The following is a 20,520-nucleotide window of genomic DNA, read 5'->3' on the forward strand; positions in this document are numbered from 1 at the left end:
CTCGTCTCAGGCGGGGACGGGGAGTGAGGTGATGCCGGACAGGTCATGCGCCCGCACACTGTTGCGGTCCGTGGCCGAGCGGCCCAGGGCGTGGTGGGGCCAGAGGCCGCCTGCCATACGGCGGGCTCGTTCGGTCCACTCGCGGGCCTCGGGGGCGCTGGACTTGTAGTGGTTGAGGGCGTAGCCGCCGGTGTGGATGCGGAGCAGGCTGAAGCCGCCGGGGTAGTCCTTCGCCGCGGTGACCTCCTGCTGGACGACGTGCGGGGCGCGGGTCAGGAGGGTCCGCTTGTTGCGGTGGGTGTGGCCCGCGTGGTGCAGGAAGACGCCCGGCGCCGCGGCGTAGGCGTCGACGATCGCGCGGGCCTGGCGGCGGTCGAGCTGCTGGCCCCGCGTCACCGGGAACACGGAGTCCCGTACCGTCAGCGGGTGGTGGCCGAAGACGAGGGTCGGCCGGTCCGGCTCGGACCTCAACCGGGCCCGGAACCACGACAGTTGCTCGTCGCCGAGGCCGCCCGCGTCGCCGCCGTTGCCGGCCTTGTGGTAGGTGTCGAGGCCGATGATCCGCAGGCCGCCCAGGTCGTGCGCGAAGTAGCCGGGCCCTGTGCCGGTGCCGAAGGTCTCGCTGAACGTGTCGGTGGACAGTCCGGCGCGGTCGTGGTTGCCGCGGACGACGAGGTAGTCCCGGCCGAGGGTGCCGAAGCCGTCCAGGATGCGCCGCGCCTCGGCCACGTCCCGCGGTGATCCGCCCGCCGAGAGGTCCCCGGCGGCCAGCAGCACGTCCGCGCCGCGCAGCCTGGCCTCCTCGACCAGGGCCCGGCTCATGATCTCCGGGTAGGCCGCGAGACCCGCCGTCTGGGACACCCCGCGCACGATGGGGAAGCCGGCCACCAGGCCCGCGGTGGTCTCGCCGAGGTGCAGGTCGTTGCAGAGCGCGATCGACAACAGGTGCCTGCCGGGCGGGGGTTGGGGCGTGGTGAAGGAGTAGGTGCCGGTCCGGGAGCCGAGCCCGTGTCCGGAGGTGCCGACCGCGTTGCCCCGCACATGGTGCAGCGGCGTCGGCAGCGCGGTCACACCCCGCGAACGCGCCCGGTAGTAGTACGTCTGCCCGGGTTCGAGACCGGTCAGCTCCACCTGGTGGTGCGCGGTCGGCCGGTTCTCGGCGGCGACACGGTTGAGCCGGGCCGGATGCGTGCCGTAGACGACCTCGCCCTCGGTGAGCACGGGGAGGAGATGGCCGCGGGCGCCGTCGGTTCCCCGTATGCCCGTGTGCCACGTGATGATGGCGCTGTCCTCGGTGAGCGTGACCAGTTCCAGATGGACGGCCACCAGGGAGTTGTCCCGGCCGCGCGAGGGGACGGCGCGCAGCAGGGCGGGGACGAGGAGGGCGCCGGAGCGCAGGACGTCGTAGGGAGTGGGGAGCGCGGCGAGTGCCGCGAGGGGAGCGGAGATGCAGCAGCGCATACCCCAGTGTTGCCCATCGGCCGTGAACGGCAGTAATGGTGCCGAAAGCCGTATCCCTACCAATGCGCTACGACAGGGCGGTGCGGACCGCCCTGACCAGCGCCTGCGCCCTCGGGTCCGCCGTCACGCTCTTGCGGAAGCCGTTTGTGACATATCCCATGGCGATACCCGACTCCGGGTCGGCGAAGCCGAGCGCGCCGCCCCGGCCCGGGTGGCCGAAGGAGCGGTCGGAGAGGAGCGGGGACGCGCCGCCGTGCAGCATGTAGCCGAGGCCGAAACGGGTGTTGATCACCAGGACGCGGTCGGGGCCCGACGAGCGTTCCGTGCGGGCCAGTTCGACCGTCTCCGGCGCGAACAGCCTTGTCCCGCCGTCCAGTTCGCCGATGAGCGAGGCGTAGAAGCGCGCCAGCCCGTCCGCCGTCGCGATGCCGTTAGAGGCGGGGAGTACGGCCGCCCGGTACGCCGGGTCGTTCTCGTCCGGCATCGGGGTGATCGCGCCGAACGCGCGCCGGGTGAGGGAGTCGGGGTTCGCGTACGCCTCGGAGACCGACCGCTTGGGGCGGACGCGGAGTGCGCCCGCTTCCGCCTGGGCGGCCTCCACCTGGGCCACCCGGCCCACCCGGCCTGCCTCGCCCTCCGGCAGGCCCACCCACAGGTCCGCTCCGAGCGGACCGGCGATCTCGTCCGCGATCCACTCGCCGATCGACCTGCCGGTCGCCCGGCGGACGAGTTCGCAGGTCAGCCAGCTGTAGGTCTGCGCGTGATAGCCGTGATCCGTGCCCGGCTCCCACACCGGCGCCTGCGCCGCCACCGCCTGCGCGCCCAGTACCGGGTCGGCGGCCTGTTCCGGTGTCAGCGGGCGGTCCAGGACGGGCACGCCCGCGCGGTGGGCGAGCAGATGCCACACCAGGGTCCGTTCCTTGCCGGCCGCCTTGTACTCCGGCCAGTACTCGCCCACCGGAGCGTCCAGGTCCAGCTCCCCGCGCTGCGCGAGCAGGAGCGGTACGGCCGAGGCCACCCCCTTGGTCGCCGAGCGGATTATCTGGGCGGTGCCCCGCTGCCAGGGCGCGGTGCCGTCGACGTCCTTCGTGCCGGCCCACAGGTCCACGACCCGGTGCCCGTCGCGGTACACCGTCACCGCCGCGCCCCGGTCCCCGAGCAGCTCGAAGTTCCCTGCGAACGCCTCCCTGACCGACTCGAAGCCCTCGGCCACCACGCCGTTCACGTCCACGTCCGCGCTCCTCGTTCCGCTGTCCGGCCCCTCTGTCAACCAAGCAGGATCGTGACGTCGATGTTCCCGCGGGTCGCGTTCGAGTACGGGCAGACCTCGTGGGCCGCGTCCACCAGCTTCGCCGCGATGTCCTGGTCGAGGATCGGCAGGGACACGCTCAGGGCGACCGCGAGGCCGTAGCCGCGCTGCTTGTTGGGGCCGATGCCGACCTTCGCGGCGACCGTGGAGCCGGTCAGGTCGAAGCCGGCCCGGCGGCCCACCAGGACCAGCGCGTTGTGGAAGCAGGAGCTGTAGCCGGCCGCGAAGAGCTGCTCGGGGTTGGTGCCGTTGCCGTCGCCGCCCAGCGCCGGGGGCATCGCGACCTGGAGGGCGAGCTGTCCGTCCAGGCTGCTGACATAGCCGTCCCGGCCGCCGTGGGCAGTGGCCTCGGCGACGTACATGATCTTCGTCGGGCGGGTGTCGACTGCGGTGTCGTCGGCCATGGCGGGACCTCCCCAGGACGGAACAAGAGAACGGGAACACGAGAGTGGGCAACTACATCGTGCACAAGATACTGACCGGTAGGGGCCCGCTGGCCGCCAGGGGGTGGGAACCGCTGGTAACCCATGGTCAGCGGGTCCGCTCGGCTGTGGCTGCCGCCTCCGCGCGCTCCGCCAGCCGCCACAACTCCGCACGCAGCCGTGCGACCTCCGGCATCTCCAGCTCCGTCGCCGCGAGCAGCGCGCCGGGTACTCGGGCCGCGCGCTCCCTCAGGGTGCTGCCGCGCTCCGTGCAGGCGACCAGGACCGAGCGCTCGTCGTGTGCCGCGCGCTCCCGGCGGACGAGTCCCGCCGTCTCCAGGCGCTTCAGCAGCGGTGACACCGTGCCGTAGTCGAGGCGCAGGGCGGTCGCCAGTTCCTTGATCGGGGTCTCGCCGCGCTCCCACAGGACGAGGAGGACGAGGTACTGCGGGTAGGTCAGCTCCAGCTCTTCGAGGAGCGGGCGGTAGGCGGCCGTCAGCGCGCGCTGGGCCGCGTACAGCGCGAAGCACAACTGCTCGTCGAGAAGCAGCGACCCGCCAACAACCGTATGGTCCTCGTTCGTCACGCGCCCATTGTCACGGACCGCGTCACCGAGCGCGGGTCGAACCCGAAGGGCAGCTCCAGCCGATGGGCGCGCATCAGCGCCTCGTCGGCGAGGAGTTCGCCGGTCTTCCCGTCCGCCGCGATCACGCCCTCGCTCAGGATCAGCGCGCGCGGGCACAACTCCATCGCGTACGGCAGGTCGTGCGTGACCATGAGGACCGTGACGTCCAACGACCGCAGGATGTCGGCCAGTTCGCGCCGGGAGGCCGGGTCGAGGTTGGAGGAGGGCTCGTCCAGGACGAGGATCTCCGGTTCCATCGCCAGCACCGTCGCGACCGCGACCCTGCGGCGCTGGCCGAACGACAGATGGTGCGGGGGACGGTCGGCGAAGTCCGCCATGCCGACCAACTCCAGTGCCGTACGCACCCGTTCGGCCAACTCAGCGCCCTTCATCCCGGCCGCCGCCGGGCCGAACGCCACGTCCTCGCGGACCGTCGGCATGAAGAGCTGGTCGTCGGGGTCCTGGAAGACGATGCCGACCCGGCGCCTGATCTCCGCCATGTGCCGCTTGCCGACCGGGAGTCCGGCGACCGTCACCGTGCCCGCGCCGCCGGTGAGGATGCCGTTGAGGTGCAGCACGAGGGTGGTCTTGCCGGCGCCGTTGGGGCCGAGGAGGGCGACCCGTTCGCCGCGCGCCACGGTGAAGTCGACGCCGAACAGGGCCTGATGGCCGTCGGGGTAGGCGAAGGCGAGGCCGGCGACCTCCAGGGAGGCGGGGGAAACGGTCACAGGGTCCATCCCAACAGGCATACGACGAGGGCGGCACAGGGCAGGGCGAGGGCGTACGACCACTGCGCCCGGGACGCGGTCACCTCGTCGATCACCGGCATCGAACCGGCGTAACCCCGGCTCACCATGGCCAGATGGACACGTTCCCCGCGTTCGTAGGAGCGGATGAACAGCGCGCCCGCCGACTTCGCGAGCACGCCCCAGTGCCGGATGCCCCGGGCTTCGAAGCCCCGTGACTCGCGGGCGATCCGCATCCGGCGCATCTCGTCGGTGATGACATCGCCGTAGCGGATCATGAAGGACGCGATCTGGACGAGGAGCGGGGGAAGCTTCAACCGCTGTAGGCCCAGGAGGAGTTCGCGGAGTTCGGTGGTGGCGGCGAGGAGGACGGAGGCGGCGACGCCCAACGTGCCTTTCGCCAGGACGTTCCACGCGCCCCACAGGCCGTTCACGCTCAACTCAAGCCCCAGGACGTGCACTTGATCGCCCTCCGCCACGAACGGCATGAGCACCGCGAACGCGACGAAGGGGACCTCGATCAGCAGCCGGCGGAGCAGGAAGGCGGCGGGCACACGGGCCGCGTACGCGACGCAGGCGAGGAGGGCGGCGTAGAGGCCGAACGCCCACATCGCCTCCCTCGGGGTCGACACCACGACCACCACGAAGGCGAACACGCCGGCCAGCTTGGTGTGCGGCGGCAGCGCGTGGACGGGGGAGTGGCCGTGCCGGTAGAGCCGGTGGGCGTGGCCCGCGCCCATCTCAGGCCGCCTGCGAGGTGCTACGGCGCCTGCGGACCGCCCAGAAGACCCCGCTCCCGGCGACGACCGTGACGCCGACGCCGATCACGCCCGCGAGCCCGCCGGAGACCCGGGCGTCCTCGACGTCCTTGACGCCGTAGTCGGCGAGCGGGGAGTCGGCCGAGGCGTGCTCCTTCGCCTTCTGGTCGATGCCCTGGTCGGCGGCGACCTTCTCCAGGCCGTCGGGGTTCGAGGAGGCGTAGAAGCTGACGAATCCGGCGAGGAGGAGGGAGGCGGCCAGGCCGGTGAGCCACACCTTGCGGTGCGAGGTCCGCCGGGCGGCGACCGGCTCCAACTGGCCGGGCGTGTCCACCAGTTCGCCGTTCACCCGCAGCTTGAGCCGCCGCTCCAGGCCGCGCGCGCCGTACACGAGATCCGGGCGTACGGCGATCACGGCGCCCACGGTGAGCGCGGTGATGGCCGCCTCGCCGACGCCGATGAGGACGTGCACGCCGATCATCGCGGTGGCGACCTTGCCGATCGAGACGTCGGTGGTGCCGCCGAGCGCGTAGAGGAGGGTGAAGACGAGGGCGGCGGCCGGGACGGAGAGCAGGGCCGCGACGAAGGATGCGACGGTGACCGAGCGGCGGCCGCGGGGCAGCACCTTCACCAGGCCGCGGAAGACGGCGTACGCCACGACCGTCGTCGTCAGCGCCATGTCGGTGATGTTCACGCCGAGCGCGGTCAGCCCGCCGTCCGCGAAGAGGATGCCCTGCATGAGCAGCACGACGGACACGCACAGGACGCCTGTGTAGGGGCCGACCAGGATCGCGGCCAGGGCGCCGCCCAGCAGATGGCCGCTGGTGCCGGCCGCGACCGGGAAGTTGAGCATCTGCACGGCGAAGATGAAGGCGGCGACCAGACCGGCCAACGGTGCCGTGCGCTCGTCGAGCTCGCGCCGCGCACCGCGCAGACTCCATGCGATGGCGGCGGCCGCGACCACTCCGGTCGCGGCGGATACGGGGGCGTCGATGAATCCGTCAGGCACATGCACGGAGATGATTTTAGATGGTTATTGCGAGTGCTTTGCAAGAGGGCGAAAATACCAGGCCGCGGATGTGAGATCTGTCGCCTCGGAAGGCGGTTCCGGGAAAATATGCGACATTGGGGTAGTGGAAGCGGATGCATAGCTTTCACACAGGTCACTCAGCGTAAGGGGCCGCCCGATGTCCGTAGTCGAACAGTACGCGCGAGCCCATATCGTCACCGACGAGGACGTGGACCGGCTGGATGCTGACGCCGTCCCTGTGGTCCTGCGGTACGACCCCGATTCCGATCCGCGAGCCGTCCGTATCGGCCTGCCCGGAGCGCATGAGTGGACCTTCTCCCGCGCGCTGCTGGAACAGGGGCTGCGTGCCCCGGCCGGCAGCGGCGAGGTGCGGGTGTGGCCGTGCGGGCGGGTGCAGGCCGTGGTGGAGTTCCACTCCGAACAGGGCGTCTCCGTCGTCCAGTTCGAGACGAAGACGATCATGCGGTTCCTGCGGCGGACCTATATGGCCACCGCACCCGTCGGGAGCTGAGCCCCCGGCGGGTCAGCCGCCGAGGCTGCTGCCCAGCTTCAGCAGCGCCGCCACCATCGGGCCCGCGGTGTCGCCGCCGTGGCCGCCCGCCTGGACCACGCCCGCGCCGACGAGGTCGCCCTTGTACGCGGTGAACCAGCCGTTGGGCTTCTTCTGGCCGTCGACCTCTGCCGAGCCGGTCTTCGCGCCGTAGTCCGGACCGAGCCCGGCCATCGCCTTGGTCGCCGTGCCGTAGTCCGCCGTGTACTTCATGACGTCCTTCAGCTCGGCCTGCGTCGTCGACGACATCGTGCGCGAGGCCTTCGCCAGCGTGCGGCCGTCGACCTTCGCCGAGACCAGATACGGCTGGTGGAAGGTGCCCGTGTCGACCGTCGACGCCACCGACGCCATGTTCAGCGGGTTCATCCGGACCCCGCCCTGGCCGATCAGCGAGGCGCCCATCTGCGCGCCGCTCTGCACCGGGATCGAGCCGTCGAAGGTGGGGACGCCGATGGCCCAGTTGTTCATGCCGAGGCCGTAGACCTGCTGGGCCTCCGTCGTCAGGTCGCTGTTCGACAGCTTGGGCGCGAAGTTGATGAAGGCGTTGTTGCAGGAGGCCCCGAAGGCCATCTTGAACGTGCCCTTCTTGATCTCCGAGTCGTCGTCGTTGTGGAAGGTCCAGCCCGCGAGCTTGTACGTCTTGGGGCAGGGGTGCGACGCGTCCGGGGTGATCAGGTTCTTCTCGAAGAGCATCGTCGACGTCACGATCTTCATCGTGGAACCGGGGGCCAGGGAGCCCTGGAAGGCCACGTTGAAGCCGTGCGAGGCGTTCGCCACGGCCAGGATCTCGCCGGTCGACGCGCGCATCATCACGACCGAGGAGTTCTTCTGCTTGTCGACCTGCTGCTCGGCCGCCGCCTGGAGCGTCGGGCTCAGCGTCGTCTTCACCTTGCCCGGCGTGCCCTTGCTCAGCTCGACCAGCGTCTTGTCGGACTCCTTGGACGTCTTGCCGCGGACCACCCGCAGCTCGATGCCCGCCTTGCCGCCGGCCTTCTTGCCGAACTTCTCCCGCAGCCCGTCCAACACCGGCCCCAGGGACGGGTACTTGGCCGTCGTCAGCTCGCCGCCGTCACGGTCGTAGGCCTTGATCGGCGGGGTGCCGGACTCGCCGGTGACCAGGGTGTCGCCGTCCGCGAGGTCCGGGTGGACGACGGAGGCGTGCCAGGCGACGTACGGCTTGCCGTCCTTGGCGCTGCGGACGACGCTGAGTGAAGTGCTGTACGACATCGGCTTGGTGATGCCCTTGTACGACACCGTGCACTTCACGGAGAAGGGGACCTTGGCGCCGGCGGGGGTGCCCTCGGTGACGGTGATACCCGCCATGTGGGCGTTCTTCGTGTAGCCCGTGAGCAGGGCGGTGGCCGCCGTGGACTTGTCGGTGGCGGCGGCGGCCTGGGCGACCTTGCCCTGCTGCCAGTCGGCGAGGAACCGTTTCGCGGTCGTCTGCACCTCGGTCGCCGACAGCGGGCCCTTCTTGATGGCCTTGTGGTCCGCGGTGTTCGACGTGCGCGCCTCGGCCGAGGCCCCGCCGTCGTACAGCGCGTAGGCGCCGACGCCCGCGCCGACGACGGCCACCGCGATCACCCCGCCGACCACGGCGGGTCTCGCCTTCCGCCGCTCGGCGACGCGCCTTCTCTTGCCCCTCGTGCCCACGTTCCCGATCCTCCGCGAATCCCTTTGGGCCCCCGTCGATATCGGCCCTCAGCCCTCACACACCCCAACGACGGGGCCCAGCCTAGAGTCCCGTCCTGTGCGGGTGAGTTCCCGTCCTGCGGGCGTGAGTTCAGCCACTTGCCGCCAGGACCGCGCGGACGATCGGTCCGGCGGCGTCGATGCCGTGGCCGCCGTCCTGGGTCATGGCCGCCGCCGCCACGTCGTTGCGGTAGCCGGCGAACCAACTGTTCGACTTGGACTGCCCGTCCACTTCGGCGGAGCCCGTCTTCGCGCCGATGGTGCCGCCGAGCCCCGACATGATGCCGGCCGCGGTGCCGCTGGTCGCGGTGCGGTTCATCATCGCCCGCAACTGGGCCGACGTACTGGCCGACAGGCCCTTGGCGGTGGCCAGTTGACGGTCGTCGAGGCTCTGCGCGACGAGCACCGGCTGCCGGAACGTGCCCGTCTTCGCGGTGGCCGTCACCGACGCCATGTTCAGAGGGCTGAGCTGCACCTGGCCCTGGCCGATCAGGTTGGCCGCGGTGTCCGGGCCGCCGGACGCGGGCACCGAACCGTCGAAGGACGGGATGCCGGTCTTCCAGTTGTCCCGGCCGAGCCCGAAGCGGTCCTCGGCCTCCTTGGTCAGCGAGTCGACCTTGACCGAGTCGGCGAACTTCACGAACGCGGTGTTGCAGGAGCGGGCGAAGCTGTCGGCGAGCGTGGCGCCCTCGTCCGGGGCCAGTCCCGCCAGGTTGTGGAAGGTCTGGCTATGCCAGGTCGCGGTGGCCGGACAGGGCGCCGCACCGCTCATCGACGTGATGTCGTTGTCGATGAGCGTGGCGGCACTGATGATCTTCATCGTCGAGCCGGGCGCCAGCTTCCCCAGGAACGCGGCGTTGAAGCCGTCGACCCGGTTGTTGGCGACCGCCAGCACCTGCCCGGTGCTCGGCTCCAGGGCCACGACGGACGACTCCGTGTACTTCGTGACGGCCTTCTCGGCGGCGGCCTGCGCGGGGGCGCTGAGCGTCGTCCGCAGCTTGCCGGCCCTGCCCTTCTCCAGGGTCACCAGCGTGGTCTCGGCCGAGTCCTCCGCCTGGTGCTTGATCGACAGCTCGATACCGGGCGTACCACCCGCCTTGTCGCCGTACTTGGCGCGCAACTCGTCCAGGATCGGCCCCAGCGAGGGGTACCTCTCCTTGGTCAGCACGGCCCCGTTCCGGTCCACGGCCTCGATCGCCGGGCTCGCGGACTCACCGGTGACGAGGGTGTCGCCGGTCTTCAACTCCGGGTGCACGACGGTCGGTTGCCAGTCGACGAGGGCCCGCCTGGTGGTCTTCCCGCGTACGACGGTCAGTCGACTCCCGTACGACAGCGGCTTGGACTTCCCGTCGTACGACACCGTCGCCTTCACGGTGAACGGCACGGTGGCGCCGCCGGTGCCGGTGGCCGCACCGGGGGTGATCTTCACGCCGGTGATGTGCGCGGCCCCGCTGTAGGACTCCAGCACGGCGTCGGCCGCCGCGTCGTTGTTCGTGTACGACGCCGCCGTCACCGCCTGTCCCTTCTCCCAGGCCGCGAAGAACTTCGCCGTCGTCTCCTTGACCTCGGAGGCACTCGGCGGCCCGGTCTTCACAGCCTCGGACCCGCTGGAACCCCCCACACCCGAACTGCCGCCCAACGCGGACACGACGTTGTACGCGCCGTACCCCGCCCCTCCCACCATCACGGCGAACACGCTGCCGATGACGGTGGCCTTTACCCCCTTGCGCATGACGCAGTCCCTCCCCGGATCAGTCCTCCGAACTGTAGGTGGCGTGGGGGAAAGCTGTGAGGGGTGTTGCCTTTTGTTGTCCTAACGGAGATCAGGTGTCTGAATCTGACCCCCGGGCCGGGTCACCTACATGAACGCCGAGTGAATGCTCGGAGGGGGTGCGCAACCGGGGGCGGAGACCGCGGGTCGTCTGAATCGCCGTATTCCGTGACCGGCCATGGGGGTAGCACATGCTCGCTCGACTTACCGGCAGACGGGCGCTCGGCGCCGGGGTGGTGCTGGTGGTCCTGCTCGCGGTGGGGGTCGCCGTGCGGATCGGGATGCGGGCGGAGTCCGAACCTCTCGACGGGCCGCCCGCCGTTGCCAGAGGGGGCGGCCAAGCGGTCCAGTACACGGCGGGCCGTCACCAGGCCAACCATGTGGTCGTCACCGAGACGGCGTTGGACGACACCAGGAAGAACCTCCGCTATGTGATCGACGACGTGGTCCGGATCAACGCGGTGGCGCCCGGCTGCGTCTACCCCGACCCCGAGGACCACACCAAGGTCGCCTGTACGGCCATGGTCGACGACATGATGACGGACGCGGTCTCGACGCTCCACATGAGCCTCAGCGACGCCAACGACTCCGTCGTCGTGCACAACCACGTAGGCCCGTCATCCCTCTACAACTTCGGCTACAACGAGATCAGCCTGGGCTCAGGCAAGGACACCTGGACCGGCACCGCCCAAGAGGCCCAGATCGTCCGGGGCGACAACGGCGACGACACCCTCACGATGAGCGGGCGTCCCGGGATCGTCTACGGCGGCAAGGGCGACGACACGATCCACGTCGACGGCGGCGGCAGCGCCGACGGCGGACCGGGTGACGACGTCCTCTACGGCGGTTCGGGCGACGAGAGCCTGCACGGCGAACAGGGCGACGACACGATCTACGGCGGCCCGGGCGACGACCTGCTGTACGGCGGCATCGGTGACGACGTCCTCCACGGCAACAGCGGCGACGACATGCTGCGGGGCGACAACCGCGACGGCGGCCGGTTCGACGGGGGCAAGGACGAGCTGTACGGCGGACCCGGCACGGACAAGCTGGACGGCGGGCCCGCCGATGACGTCGTGCGGCAGGACTAGACCCAGGTGTCCAGCCACATCCGCGACCGCCACTGGTCGATCGGCAGGGCCGTGCCCGTGTACAGGGGCCAGAAGTAGATGAAGTTCCAGGTGATCAGCAGGACGAGGACGCCCGCGCCGACCGCGCCCGTCACCCGGCGGGTGTCGCTGGAGCCCGGTGGGCCGATGATCGCGCCGATCAGCATCGCGACCGCGAGGCAGAGGAAGGGGAGGAAGACGATGGAGTAGAAGAAGAAGATCGTGCGGTCCTGGTACAGGAACCAGGGGAGGTAGCCGGCCGCGACGCCGCAGGCGATCGCGCCCGCGCGCCAGTCGCGGCGGAACGCCCAGCGCCACAGGACGTACAGGAGCGCGAAGCAGGCCGCCCACCACAGCATCGGGGTGCCGATGGCGAGGACCTCGCGGGCGCACTTCTCGCCGGCGTTGACCGGGCAGCCGTCCGAGCCGGGGGAGGGGGACTCGTAGAAGTACGAGACCGGGCGGCCGTCGACGAGCCAGCTCCAGGGGTTGGACATGTACGTGTGCGGCGAGTGCAGGCCGACGTTGAACTCGTAGACCTCGTGCTCGTAGTGCCACAGGCTGCGCACCCAGTCCGGCAGGAAGTGGCTCCAGAAGCCGCCCTTGCCGTCGGTCGCCGCCCAGTTGCGGAAGTAGCCGCCCTTGCCGTTGGTCGGCGAGACGATCCAGCCGATCCAGGACGTGAGGTAGACCGTGACGGCCACCGGGACCGTGGCGAAGAAGGCGAGACCGAGGTCGTACTTCAGGACCGCCACGTACGCGTTGCGGGCGCCCGCGACCTTGCGGGAGCCGACGTCCCACAGGAGGGTCATCACGAGGAAGGCGGCCATGATGTAGAGGCCGTTCCACTTGGTGCCGATCGCGAGGCCGAGCAGCAGGCCCGCCAGCCAGCGCCAGGGGCGCCAGCCGAGGAACAGGGTGTCGGCGGTGTGCGCGTCGGGGCGGACCCGGCCGTCGGCGTCGACCGGTAGTGCTGCCGCGAGTTTCGCTCTGGCCCTGTCCCTGTCGATCAGCAGACAGCCGAACGCGCCCACCACGAAGAACATCAGCACCCCGTCGAGCAGCGAGGTGCGGGCCATCACGAAGGCCAGGCCGTCGAGCGACATCAGGACGCCCGCCACACAGCCCAGGAACGTCGAGCGGAACAGGCGGCGGCCGATCCGGCACAGCATCAGGACGGCCAGCGTGCCGAGCAGCGCCGTCATGAAGCGCCAGCCGAACGGGTTGAAGCCGAAGATCAGCTCGCCGAGGCCGATGACGTACTTGCCGACCGGCGGGTGCACGACATAGGCCGCGTCCGACGGGATGGCGATGTGACCGTTGTGCTGGAGGATCAGGTCGTTGGCGTTCTTGTCCCAGTTGACCTCGAAGCCGTGGTGGACGAGGGCCCACGCGTCCTTCGCGTAGTACGTCTCGTCGAATATCACCGCCTTGGGGCTGCCCAGGTGGTAGAAGCGCAGCGCGCCCGCCAGCAGTGTGACCAGCAGCGGGCCGCCCCACGCGGACCAGCGGGTGATGCGGTCGGTGAGGGTGGGCGTAAGGCCGAGCGCCGACCACAGCCGGGGGCTGGGCTCCGCGTACGCCGGCACCAGCCGGTCGCGTACGTCGCCTCTGGGCCCCGCCGAATATCCGAATCGGCGCAGCCGCTGCTGCCACGACGGCCGCTGGTCTTGCGGTGCCTGCCCTTGCAGGGTGTCCGTGGAGGACGCGGTACTGGTCACCGCGCCATCGTAGGGAACCCATCTGTGTGAGTCCCGTTCCTTGCTCCTGAGAGGATGGAAACGTGACAGTTGCTCCCGGAACTCTGGTCCTTGCCGGCACTCCCATCGGTGACATCGCGGACGCCCCGCCGCGGCTCGCCGAGGAGTTGGCGGGGGCCGATGTCGTCGCCGCCGAGGACACGCGGCGGCTGCGGCGGCTGACGCAGGCGCTCGGGGTGCAGCCCAAGGGGCGCGTCGTGTCGTACTTCGAGGGCAACGAGGCCGCGCGGACGCCCGAGCTGGTCGAGGCCCTGCTCGGCGGGGCGCGGGTGCTGCTGGTGACCGACGCGGGGATGCCGTCGGTGTCCGACCCGGGGTACCGGCTGGTCGCCGCCGCCGTGGAGCGGGACATCAAGGTGACCGCCGTACCGGGGCCGTCCGCCGTGCTCACCGCGCTCGCGCTGTCGGGGCTGCCGGTGGACCGGTTCTGCTTCGAGGGGTTCCTGCCGAGGAAGGCCGGCGAGCGGCTGTCACGGCTGCGCGAGGTGGCGGGCGAGCGGCGGACCCTCGTCTACTTCGAGGCGCCGCACCGGCTCGACGACACCCTCGCCGCGATGGCCGAGGTGTTCGGTGCCGAGCGGCGGGCCGCCGTCTGCCGGGAGCTGACCAAGACGTACGAGGAGATCAAGCGCGGCCCGGTCGGCGAACTGGCCGAGTGGGCCGCGGAGGGCGTGCGCGGCGAGATCACCGTCGTGGTGGAAGGGGCGCCGGAGAAGATCGAGGAACTCGACGCCGACGAGCTGGTACGGCGGGTGCGGGTGCGCGAGGAGGCGGGGGAGCGGCGAAAGGAAGCGATCGCCGCGGTCGCGGTGGAGGCGGGCGTTCCCAAGCGTGAGGTGTTCGATGCCGTGGTGGCGGCGAAGAGTGCGCAAAAACCCCTCTGAGCGTGCGCTCCGAGCGTCCGCGAAATCCCTTCTGAGCTGGGCGGAAACCCCTTCTGAGCAGGGCGCTCCTCCCATGAGCGTGCGCCCCATGGCGGGGCAAAGCGGGGTCGCCGAATGCAAAGTCCCGACCGGGTCGCCAGGGTGATTCGACAAGGAAAGTCCAAATCGCCTCCAACAGTCGACAGGACTGATGCGTTCGCCCTGCCGGAGGCGTCCACTGGATGAAGGGACGCACCCGTCCCTCGCCTCCAACGGGATTCCGGGGGGAATCTCCTGGCCGGGGGCGCTTGTCCAGCGGACAGCAAGCAGGAGCTGGCATGAGTGAGATCGCAGGGCAGACCGGCCTCCGTGGCCCCGCCACCGCCGTGGTGAACGAGTCGTACTCCTTCGCCTGCATGCGGTGCGGGCACGGCTGGGAGCAGTCGTACGAGATAGAGCACCACGTCGACACCGACGGCCACCAGTTCGTGATGTACGTGGCGGACGGCCAGGTCGTGCCGTCGCCGCTGAGCCGTCCGGCGTGCTTCAACTGTGACGGGCATGTCGTGCGCATCATGCGGGCGGGCCAGGTGTCGTCGGTGCGGGACGCGGCGCAGCGGCAGTACCAGGCGCCACGGCCCCGGGTCGCGGCGGAGCAGGAGGAGGGCGCGGACGACTCCGTGACCCCGCTCCCGGAGACCGGGGAACACCACTGGCACCTGTCCGACCTTCTGCACCCGTTCCACCACCGCAAGGCGAGCTAGCGCCGGACCGGCTCCGAGAACCGGGTGGGCATGCCCCTTTCGTAGGATCGGGGCATGCCTGCCTCCAGCGACAAGAACGCGGCGCCACCGCTCCCGGAGCCCCTCCGGGTGCCCGTCGCCGACTCCCACACCCACCTCGACATGCAGTCCGGCACGGTGGAGGAGGCGCTCGCGAAGGCCGCGTCCGTCGGTGTCACCACGGTCGTACAGGTCGGCTGCGACCTGAAGGGCTCCCGCTGGGCCGCCGAGACGGCCGCCCGGTATGACGCCGTCCACGCGACGGTGGCCCTGCACCCGAACGAGGCCCCGCGCATAGTCCACGGCGACCCCGACGGCTGGTCCCGGCAGGGCGCAAGGGTGCCGGGGGGACAGGCCGCCCTGGACGAGGCGCTCGCGGAGATCGACCAACTGGCCGGGCTCCCGCAGGTCAAGGGCGTCGGCGAGACCGGGCTCGACTACTTCCGCACCGGGCCCGAGGGCAAGGCCGCTCAGGAGCAGTCGTTCCGCGCGCACATCGAGATCGCCAAGCGGCACGGCAAGGCCCTGGTCATCCACGACCGCGACGCCCACGCCGACGTCCTGCGCGTCCTCAAGGAGGAGGGCGCCCCCGAGCGGACCGTCTTCCACTGCTACTCCGGCGACGCCGAGATGGCCGAACTCTGCGCCCGCGCCGGGTACTTCATGTCGTTCGCCGGCACCGTCACCTTCAAGAACGCCCAGAACCTGCGGGACGCGCTCGCCGTGGCCCCCCTCGAACTGGTCCTGGTGGAGACCGACGCCCCCTTCCTGACCCCCGCCCCGTACCGCGGACGGCCCAACGCCCCCTATCTCGTTCCGGTCACGGTCCGGGCGATGGCAGCGGTCCGGGACCTGGACGAGGACGCGCTGGCGTCGGCGATCGCCGCCAACACGGCCCGAGCGTTCGCGTACTGAGGCGCCCGAACCACCCGAACACAACTCTGAGTAGCCGCGCCGCTTTGGAGAGTGACAGTCGCTCCGCTAGGTTCTGGTGGCCCGATCCGGACCCCTCTGGCCCTCTGGAGCGTGTCGCGTGAGCAACTCCGAGACCTACGAGACGTACGAGCCCTACGAAACGTACGAGACGTACGACCGCGGCCTGCGCGCCGATTTCTACGGCGCTGGCTACGAGGACACCTACCGGCCCGCCTACGAGGCGACGGAGCCCATGTTCCCGCGGCAGGCGGTGAGCCCCGCGCCGGGCCGGGCGGAACGCAGACGCAGAGCCGAGCGTCCGGGCCCGACGGCCGCCGGCATGCGGCGGCTGGTGCCGCAGGCACTGGTCGTCGCGTTCCTCGCCGGCGGCACCACCGCGTTCGTCGCCAAGGACAAGGCGATCGAGCTGAACGTCGACGGCAAGCCGCGCACCCTGCACACCTTCGCCGACGACGTCACCGAACTCCTCGCCCAGCAGGGCGTGGACGTCGGCGCGCACGACGTGGTCGCGCCCGGCCGCGACGCGCCCCTCGCCAGTGGCGACGAGGTCGCGGTGCGCTACGGCCGCCCGGTGCGGCTCACCATCGACGGGCACCAGCGCGAAGTGTGGACCACGGCGCGCACGGTCGACGAGGCGCTCGAACAGCTCGGGGTGCGTGCGGAGGGGGCGTACGTCTCGACCTCGCGCTCCCAGCCCATCGGCCGCGCCGGGCTCGCGCTCGACGTGCGCACCGAGCGTTCCGTCACGATCATGGCCGACGGCCGCGCCCGCACGATCCGCACCAACGCGGCCACGGTCGGCGAGGTGGTCGAGGAGGCCGGGATCGGTCTGCACGGCGAGGACACCACCTCGGTCCCGGCCGACAGCTTCCCGCGCGACGGCCAGACGGTCACCGTGCTGCGGGTCACCGGCACCCGCGAGGTCCGCGAGGAGGCGATCCCCTTCAAGGTGGAACGCACCGACGACCCCACCCTCTTCAAGGGCACCGAGGTCGTCGAACGCGCCGGACAGCCCGGCCTGCGCCGGGTCACCTACGCCCTGCGCACGGTCAACGGCGTCAAGGAGAAGCCCCGCCGGGTCGAGGACCGACTGGTGCGCGAACCCCGCTCCGAGCTCGTCAAGGTCGGCACAAAACCCAGGCCCACCTCGGTGCAGGGCGCCGACCACCTCAACTGGCACGGCCTCGCGACCTGCGAGTCCGGCGGTCGCCCCGGCGCGGTCGACCCCTCGGGCACCTACGGCGGCCTCTACCAGTTCGACACCCACACCTGGCACAGCCTCGGCGGCACGGGCCGCCCTCAGGACGCGAGCGCGGAGGAACAGACGTTCCGAGCGAAGAGGCTGTACGTACGGCGGGGGTCGAGCCCATGGCCGCACTGCGGGACGAGGCTGCACGGGTGAGGGATAGGGGGCGCAGCCCCCATCCCTCAGGGGCGCGGGGAACTGCGCACCTAGCTACAGTCGACCCGCACCTGAAATCAGGCCCCGTACCCTTAGTCCCGTGAGCAGCAACCCCGCCCCCGACACCGCCCTCCTCGGCCCCGCCGAAATCCGCGAACTGGCCGCAGCCCTGAACGTCCGCCCCACAAAGCAACGCGGCCAGAACTTCGTGATCGACGCCAACACCGTCCGCCGCATCGTCCGCACCGCAGACGTCCGCGAGGACGACGTGGTCGTAGAGGTAGGCCCAGGCCTCGGCTCGCTCACCCTCGCGCTGCTGGAAGTCGCCGACCGCGTCACCGCCGTGGAGATCGACGACACCCTCGCCGGGGCGCTCCCGGCCACGGTGACCGCCCGCATGCCCCAGCGGGCCGAGCGTTTCGCGCTGGTGCACTCCGACGCGATGCAGGTGACCGAGCTGCCGGGCCCGCCCCCGACCGCACTGGTCGCCAACCTGCCGTACAACGTGGCCGTACCGGTCCTGCTGCACATGCTGGAGCACTTCCCGAGCATCGAGCGCACCCTGGTGATGGTCCAGGCGGAGGTCGCCGACCGGCTGGCCGCGCCGCCCGGTTCGAAGGTGTACGGCGTCCCGTCCGTGAAGGCCAACTGGTACGCCGAGGTCAAGCGGGCCGGTTCCATCGGCCGTACCGTCTTCTGGCCCGCGCCGAACGTGGACAGCGGCCTGGTGGCGCTCACCCGGAGGGCCGAGCCGCTGAAGACCACCGCCGACCGGCGCGAGGTGTTCGCCGTGGTCGACGCGGCCTTCGCGCAGCGCCGCAAGACCCTGCGGGCCGCGCTGGCCGGCTGGGCGGGGTCGGCGGCGGCGGCCGAGGCGGCGCTGGTGGCGGCCGGGGTGTCGCCGCAGGCGCGCGGGGAGTCGCTGACGGTCGAGGAGTTCGCCCGCATCGCCGAACACAAGGCTGACGCCGCCGAACACAAGGCTGAGCACAAGGAGTCCGAGTAAGTGAGCGTGACGGTCCGCGTCCCCGCCAAGGTCAACGTCCAGCTCGCGGTGGGCGCCGCGCGCCCCGACGGCTTCCACGACCTGGCCAACGTCTTCCTCGCGGTGGGCCTGTACGACGAGGTCACCGTGGCCCCGGCCGACGAACTCCGCATCACCTGTGCGGGCCCGGACGCGGCCCAAGTGCCGCTGGACCGCGGCAACTTGGCGGCGCGGGCGGCCGTAGCGCTCGCTGAGCGATACCACCGTGACCCCGCCGTGCACATCCACATCGACAAGGACATCCCCGTCGCCGGGGGCATGGCGGGCGGCAGTGCGGACGGCGCGGGCGCGCTGGTGGCCTGCGACGCCTTGTGGGGCACCGGTGCTTCGCGGGCCGAACTCCTCGACATCTGCGCCGAGTTGGGCAGCGATGTGCCGTTCAGCCTGGTGGGCGGGGCGGCGCTGGGTGTCGGGCGGGGGGAGCGGCTCACGGCCCTGGAGGTCGGGGGCACCTTCCACTGGGTGTTCGCGATGGCCGGGCGGGGGCTGTCGACACCGGCGGTGTTCCGGGAGTTCGACCGGTTGGGCGAGGGGACCGACATCCCCGAACCGGTGGCCTCCCAGGCGCTGTTGGCCGCGCTCGCGAAGGGCGACCCGGACGCGCTCGCCGCAGCTGTCTCCAACGACCTTCAGCCCGCGGCTCTTTCACTCTTCCCGGAACTGACCGACACCCTCGCCGCGGGCCGCGCCGCGGGCGCCCTCGCGGCGCTCGTCTCCGGCTCGGGCCCGACGACGGCGTTCCTCGTCCGCGACCCGGAGTCGGCGGCGAAGGTGGCCGAGGCGCTGGCGGCCTCCGGGACGTGCCGGACGGTCCGTACGGCGGCGGGTCCGGCGGCGGGGGCGACCCTGATTGACCGACCTTCACGCGAGATCCACGAATCACCCGCCTGACCTGCATAAACAGACGTGTGGAGTGTTATCCAAACCACACTGATTTAATGTTCACCAATAGTCCTCATGGCCCCTTTCGCGCCCTTTGTCCCAGAGGTACGGCTGGCATGATCAGCCGACCCCGGTCCTCGTTACCGGTGGTACTCCCTGCGCGCGCGGTCTCGCCGCGCCACGCCCGAGAGGAACCTCCCCATGGGCCACATGAATCACTTCAGCGCGGGCTGGGTCACCCCGGTCCTGTCCTACGCGATGGCCTGCGTCGGCGCCGCGCTCGGACTGCGCTGCACCGTAAGGGCACTTGAGGCGGACGGCGCCTCCAAGCGGAACTGGCTGACCCTCGCCTCCGTCGCCATCGGCTCCGGCATCTGGACCATGCACTTCGTGGCCATGCTCGGCTTCAGCGTCGAAGGCACCCCCATCCGCTACGACGTCCCGCTCACCGTCCTCAGCCTGCTGATGTCCATCGGCGTGGTCGCCGCCGGCGTCTTCACCGCCGGATACGGCCGCTCCCGCGTCACCTCGGTCGCCTTCGGCGGACTCGGCACCGGACTCGGTGTCGCCGCCATGCACTACACCGGCATGGCCGCGCTCGACCTGCACGGCGAGATCGACTACGACCCCGGGCTCGTCATCGCCTCCGTCGTGATCGCCGTCGTCGCCGCGACCGCCGCGCTCACCCTCACCCTGGTCGTGCGCGGGCCCGTCCTCGCCACGATCGCAGCCCTCGTCATGGGGCTCGCGGTCAGCACCATGCACTACACCGGCATGTACGCCGTGAGCGTCGCCCTCGCACCCAGCGGCGCGGCCCTGTCCGGCGCCCCCGCCACGGAGTTCATCTTCCCGCTCGCCGTGGTGCTCGGCTCCTTCCTCTTCCTGGCCTCCGCCTACGTCGCCCTCTCCCCGACCGGCAAGCACCACGAGTCGGCCGTCGCCGCGGAGTTGCTCCGCGAGGTCGAACTCGCCACGGTCTGACCCGACTTCGACCGTACCCACGATGATGTCGCCCACGTCCCGCGCTGTCGGCGCCGACCGCCGCACGAGCCCGAACCAGCCACCGTCCGGCCCGGTTTCGACCGCCCCTGTGCCAACTGCCCCCGCCCGCCCCGGGGCGTCGGCACCACGCACCGGCTTGCGCCGAACCCGCCACGGTCCGAGCCGCCTCCGGCTCTCCACCCGGCCTCGGCCCCGACTCTCCGGGCCGCAGGCGCCGGATCGCTGTGCGAGGTCGAACTCGCCGCGGTCCGAGTCGTCTTCGGTTCTCCATCCGGCTCCGGCCCCGACTCTCCGGGCCGCAGGCGCCGGATCGCTGTGCGAGGTCGAACTCGCCGCGGTCCGAGTCGTCTTCGGTTCTCCATCCGGCTCCGGCCC

At 71.0% G+C, this 20,520-nt stretch carries 19 protein-coding genes; 9 read left to right on the forward strand and 10 right to left on the reverse strand.

All coding sequences use genetic code 11. The features are described 5' to 3' along the window. Positions 1 to 6 precede the first annotated feature (6 nt). The 7 genes from ABZT04_RS01770 to ABZT04_RS01800 form a co-directional block, all read right to left on the reverse strand. Positions 7 to 1,461 carry a metallophosphoesterase gene (locus ABZT04_RS01770; protein WP_356051669.1) on the reverse strand — a complete coding sequence of 485 codons (1,455 nt, stop codon included), beginning with the start codon at positions 1,459 to 1,461 and terminating at the stop codon, positions 7 to 9. 67 nt (positions 1,462 to 1,528) lie between these two features. After that, complete coding sequence (locus tag ABZT04_RS01775; protein WP_356051671.1) at positions 1,529 to 2,692, reverse strand: serine hydrolase domain-containing protein; 1,164 nt, start codon at positions 2,690 to 2,692, stop codon at positions 1,529 to 1,531. Positions 2,693 to 2,727: 35 nt separating this feature from the next. Then, a complete protein-coding gene (locus ABZT04_RS01780) occupies positions 2,728 to 3,174 on the reverse strand; it encodes an organic hydroperoxide resistance protein (RefSeq protein WP_356051673.1) in 447 nt (148 codons plus the stop codon). Positions 3,175 to 3,301: 127 nt separating this feature from the next. Next, entirely contained in the window at positions 3,302 to 3,778 is a 477-nt protein-coding gene (locus tag ABZT04_RS01785) for a MarR family transcriptional regulator (RefSeq protein ID WP_356051675.1), read from the reverse strand. Continuing rightward, complete coding sequence (locus ABZT04_RS01790; protein WP_356051678.1) at positions 3,775 to 4,554, reverse strand: ABC transporter ATP-binding protein; 780 nt, start codon at positions 4,552 to 4,554, stop codon at positions 3,775 to 3,777. The genes ABZT04_RS01785 and ABZT04_RS01790 overlap by 4 nt, the downstream gene beginning before the upstream one ends. Further along, positions 4,542 to 5,303: a cobalt ECF transporter T component CbiQ gene (gene cbiQ / locus ABZT04_RS01795; protein ID WP_356051681.1), complete on the reverse strand. Its 762-nt coding sequence runs from the start codon at positions 5,301 to 5,303 to the stop codon at positions 4,542 to 4,544. Before cbiQ ends, ABZT04_RS01790 begins: the two co-directional genes overlap by 13 nt. A 1-nt stretch (position 5,304) precedes the next feature. After that, on the reverse strand, positions 5,305 to 6,336 hold the full coding sequence (locus ABZT04_RS01800) for an energy-coupling factor ABC transporter permease (RefSeq protein ID WP_356051683.1): 1,032 nt from the start codon (positions 6,334 to 6,336) through the stop codon (positions 5,305 to 5,307). A 172-nt stretch (positions 6,337 to 6,508) separates the two neighbouring features. Between ABZT04_RS01800 and ABZT04_RS01805 the strand changes: the two genes are divergently transcribed. Continuing rightward, positions 6,509 to 6,862, forward strand: coding sequence for an SsgA family sporulation/cell division regulator (locus ABZT04_RS01805; RefSeq protein ID WP_355908173.1), 354 nt, complete (start codon positions 6,509 to 6,511; stop codon positions 6,860 to 6,862). A 12-nt stretch (positions 6,863 to 6,874) separates the two neighbouring features. Here the strand turns inward: ABZT04_RS01805 and ABZT04_RS01810 are convergent, their stop codons facing one another. Beyond that, entirely contained in the window at positions 6,875 to 8,554 is a 1,680-nt protein-coding gene (locus ABZT04_RS01810; RefSeq protein WP_356051685.1) for a penicillin-binding transpeptidase domain-containing protein, read from the reverse strand. A 130-nt stretch (positions 8,555 to 8,684) separates the two neighbouring features. Continuing rightward, a complete protein-coding gene (locus tag ABZT04_RS01815) occupies positions 8,685 to 10,325 on the reverse strand; it encodes a penicillin-binding transpeptidase domain-containing protein (protein WP_356051687.1) in 1,641 nt (546 codons plus the stop codon). Positions 10,326 to 10,555: 230 nt separating this feature from the next. Between ABZT04_RS01815 and ABZT04_RS01820 the strand changes: the two genes are divergently transcribed. Then, positions 10,556 to 11,455, forward strand: coding sequence for a calcium-binding protein (locus tag ABZT04_RS01820; protein WP_356051690.1), 900 nt, complete (start codon positions 10,556 to 10,558; stop codon positions 11,453 to 11,455). Here the strand turns inward: ABZT04_RS01820 and ABZT04_RS01825 are convergent. Then, a complete protein-coding gene (locus tag ABZT04_RS01825; RefSeq protein ID WP_356051692.1) occupies positions 11,452 to 13,194 on the reverse strand; it encodes a phospholipid carrier-dependent glycosyltransferase in 1,743 nt (580 codons plus the stop codon). The genes ABZT04_RS01820 and ABZT04_RS01825 overlap by 4 nt on opposite strands. 62 nt (positions 13,195 to 13,256) lie before the next feature. On the opposite strand from ABZT04_RS01825, the gene rsmI reads away from it, so the two are divergent. From rsmI to ABZT04_RS01860, 7 genes are all read left to right on the forward strand, one after another. Continuing rightward, a complete protein-coding gene (gene rsmI, locus ABZT04_RS01830; RefSeq protein ID WP_356051694.1) occupies positions 13,257 to 14,117 on the forward strand; it encodes a 16S rRNA (cytidine(1402)-2'-O)-methyltransferase in 861 nt (286 codons plus the stop codon). 317 nt (positions 14,118 to 14,434) lie between these two features. Beyond that, positions 14,435 to 14,860 (forward strand): hypothetical protein, encoded by a 426-nt coding sequence (locus tag ABZT04_RS01835; RefSeq protein WP_356051696.1) that lies wholly within the window; start codon positions 14,435 to 14,437, stop codon positions 14,858 to 14,860. A gap of 54 nt (positions 14,861 to 14,914) precedes the next feature. Next, positions 14,915 to 15,793 (forward strand): TatD family hydrolase, encoded by an 879-nt coding sequence (locus ABZT04_RS01840; RefSeq protein WP_356051700.1) that lies wholly within the window; start codon positions 14,915 to 14,917, stop codon positions 15,791 to 15,793. A gap of 118 nt (positions 15,794 to 15,911) precedes the next feature. Continuing rightward, complete coding sequence (locus ABZT04_RS01845; protein WP_356051702.1) at positions 15,912 to 17,216, forward strand: ubiquitin-like domain-containing protein; 1,305 nt, start codon at positions 15,912 to 15,914, stop codon at positions 17,214 to 17,216. 100 nt (positions 17,217 to 17,316) lie between these two features. Further along, positions 17,317 to 18,222 (forward strand): 16S rRNA (adenine(1518)-N(6)/adenine(1519)-N(6))-dimethyltransferase RsmA, encoded by a 906-nt coding sequence (gene rsmA / locus ABZT04_RS01850; RefSeq protein ID WP_356051705.1) that lies wholly within the window; start codon positions 17,317 to 17,319, stop codon positions 18,220 to 18,222. Further along, positions 18,223 to 19,152: a 4-(cytidine 5'-diphospho)-2-C-methyl-D-erythritol kinase gene (locus ABZT04_RS01855; protein ID WP_356051707.1), complete on the forward strand. Its 930-nt coding sequence runs from the start codon at positions 18,223 to 18,225 to the stop codon at positions 19,150 to 19,152. Between the two features lie 192 nt (positions 19,153 to 19,344). Beyond that, entirely contained in the window at positions 19,345 to 20,124 is a 780-nt protein-coding gene (locus ABZT04_RS01860; protein ID WP_356051709.1) for an MHYT domain-containing protein, read from the forward strand. The last annotated feature ends 396 nt before the right edge of the window (positions 20,125 to 20,520 follow it).

It is taken from the genome of Streptomyces sp. NPDC005492 (genome assembly GCF_040605995.1).
GTDB lineage: Bacteria > Actinomycetota > Actinomycetes > Streptomycetales > Streptomycetaceae > Streptomyces.

Excerpts from the sequence above, each read along its gene's own strand:
- ABZT04_RS01770 (WP_356051669.1), bottom strand. The coding sequence starts at position 1,461 with ATGCGCTGCTGCATCTCCGCTCCCCTCGCGGCACTCGCCGCGCTCCCC.
- ABZT04_RS01780 (WP_356051673.1), bottom strand. The coding sequence starts at position 3,174 with ATGGCCGACGACACCGCAGTCGACACCCGCCCGACGAAGATCATGTAC.
- ABZT04_RS01790 (WP_356051678.1), bottom strand. The coding sequence starts at position 4,554 with ATGGACCCTGTGACCGTTTCCCCCGCCTCCCTGGAGGTCGCCGGCCTC.
- cbiQ (WP_356051681.1), bottom strand. The coding sequence starts at position 5,303 with ATGGGCGCGGGCCACGCCCACCGGCTCTACCGGCACGGCCACTCCCCC.
- ABZT04_RS01805 (WP_355908173.1), top strand. The coding sequence starts at position 6,509 with ATGTCCGTAGTCGAACAGTACGCGCGAGCCCATATCGTCACCGACGAG.
- ABZT04_RS01815 (WP_356051687.1), bottom strand. The coding sequence starts at position 10,325 with ATGCGCAAGGGGGTAAAGGCCACCGTCATCGGCAGCGTGTTCGCCGTG.
- ABZT04_RS01820 (WP_356051690.1), top strand. The coding sequence starts at position 10,556 with ATGCTCGCTCGACTTACCGGCAGACGGGCGCTCGGCGCCGGGGTGGTG.
- ABZT04_RS01835 (WP_356051696.1), top strand. The coding sequence starts at position 14,435 with ATGAGTGAGATCGCAGGGCAGACCGGCCTCCGTGGCCCCGCCACCGCC.
- ABZT04_RS01840 (WP_356051700.1), top strand. The coding sequence starts at position 14,915 with ATGCCTGCCTCCAGCGACAAGAACGCGGCGCCACCGCTCCCGGAGCCC.
- ABZT04_RS01860 (WP_356051709.1), top strand. The coding sequence starts at position 19,345 with ATGGGCCACATGAATCACTTCAGCGCGGGCTGGGTCACCCCGGTCCTG.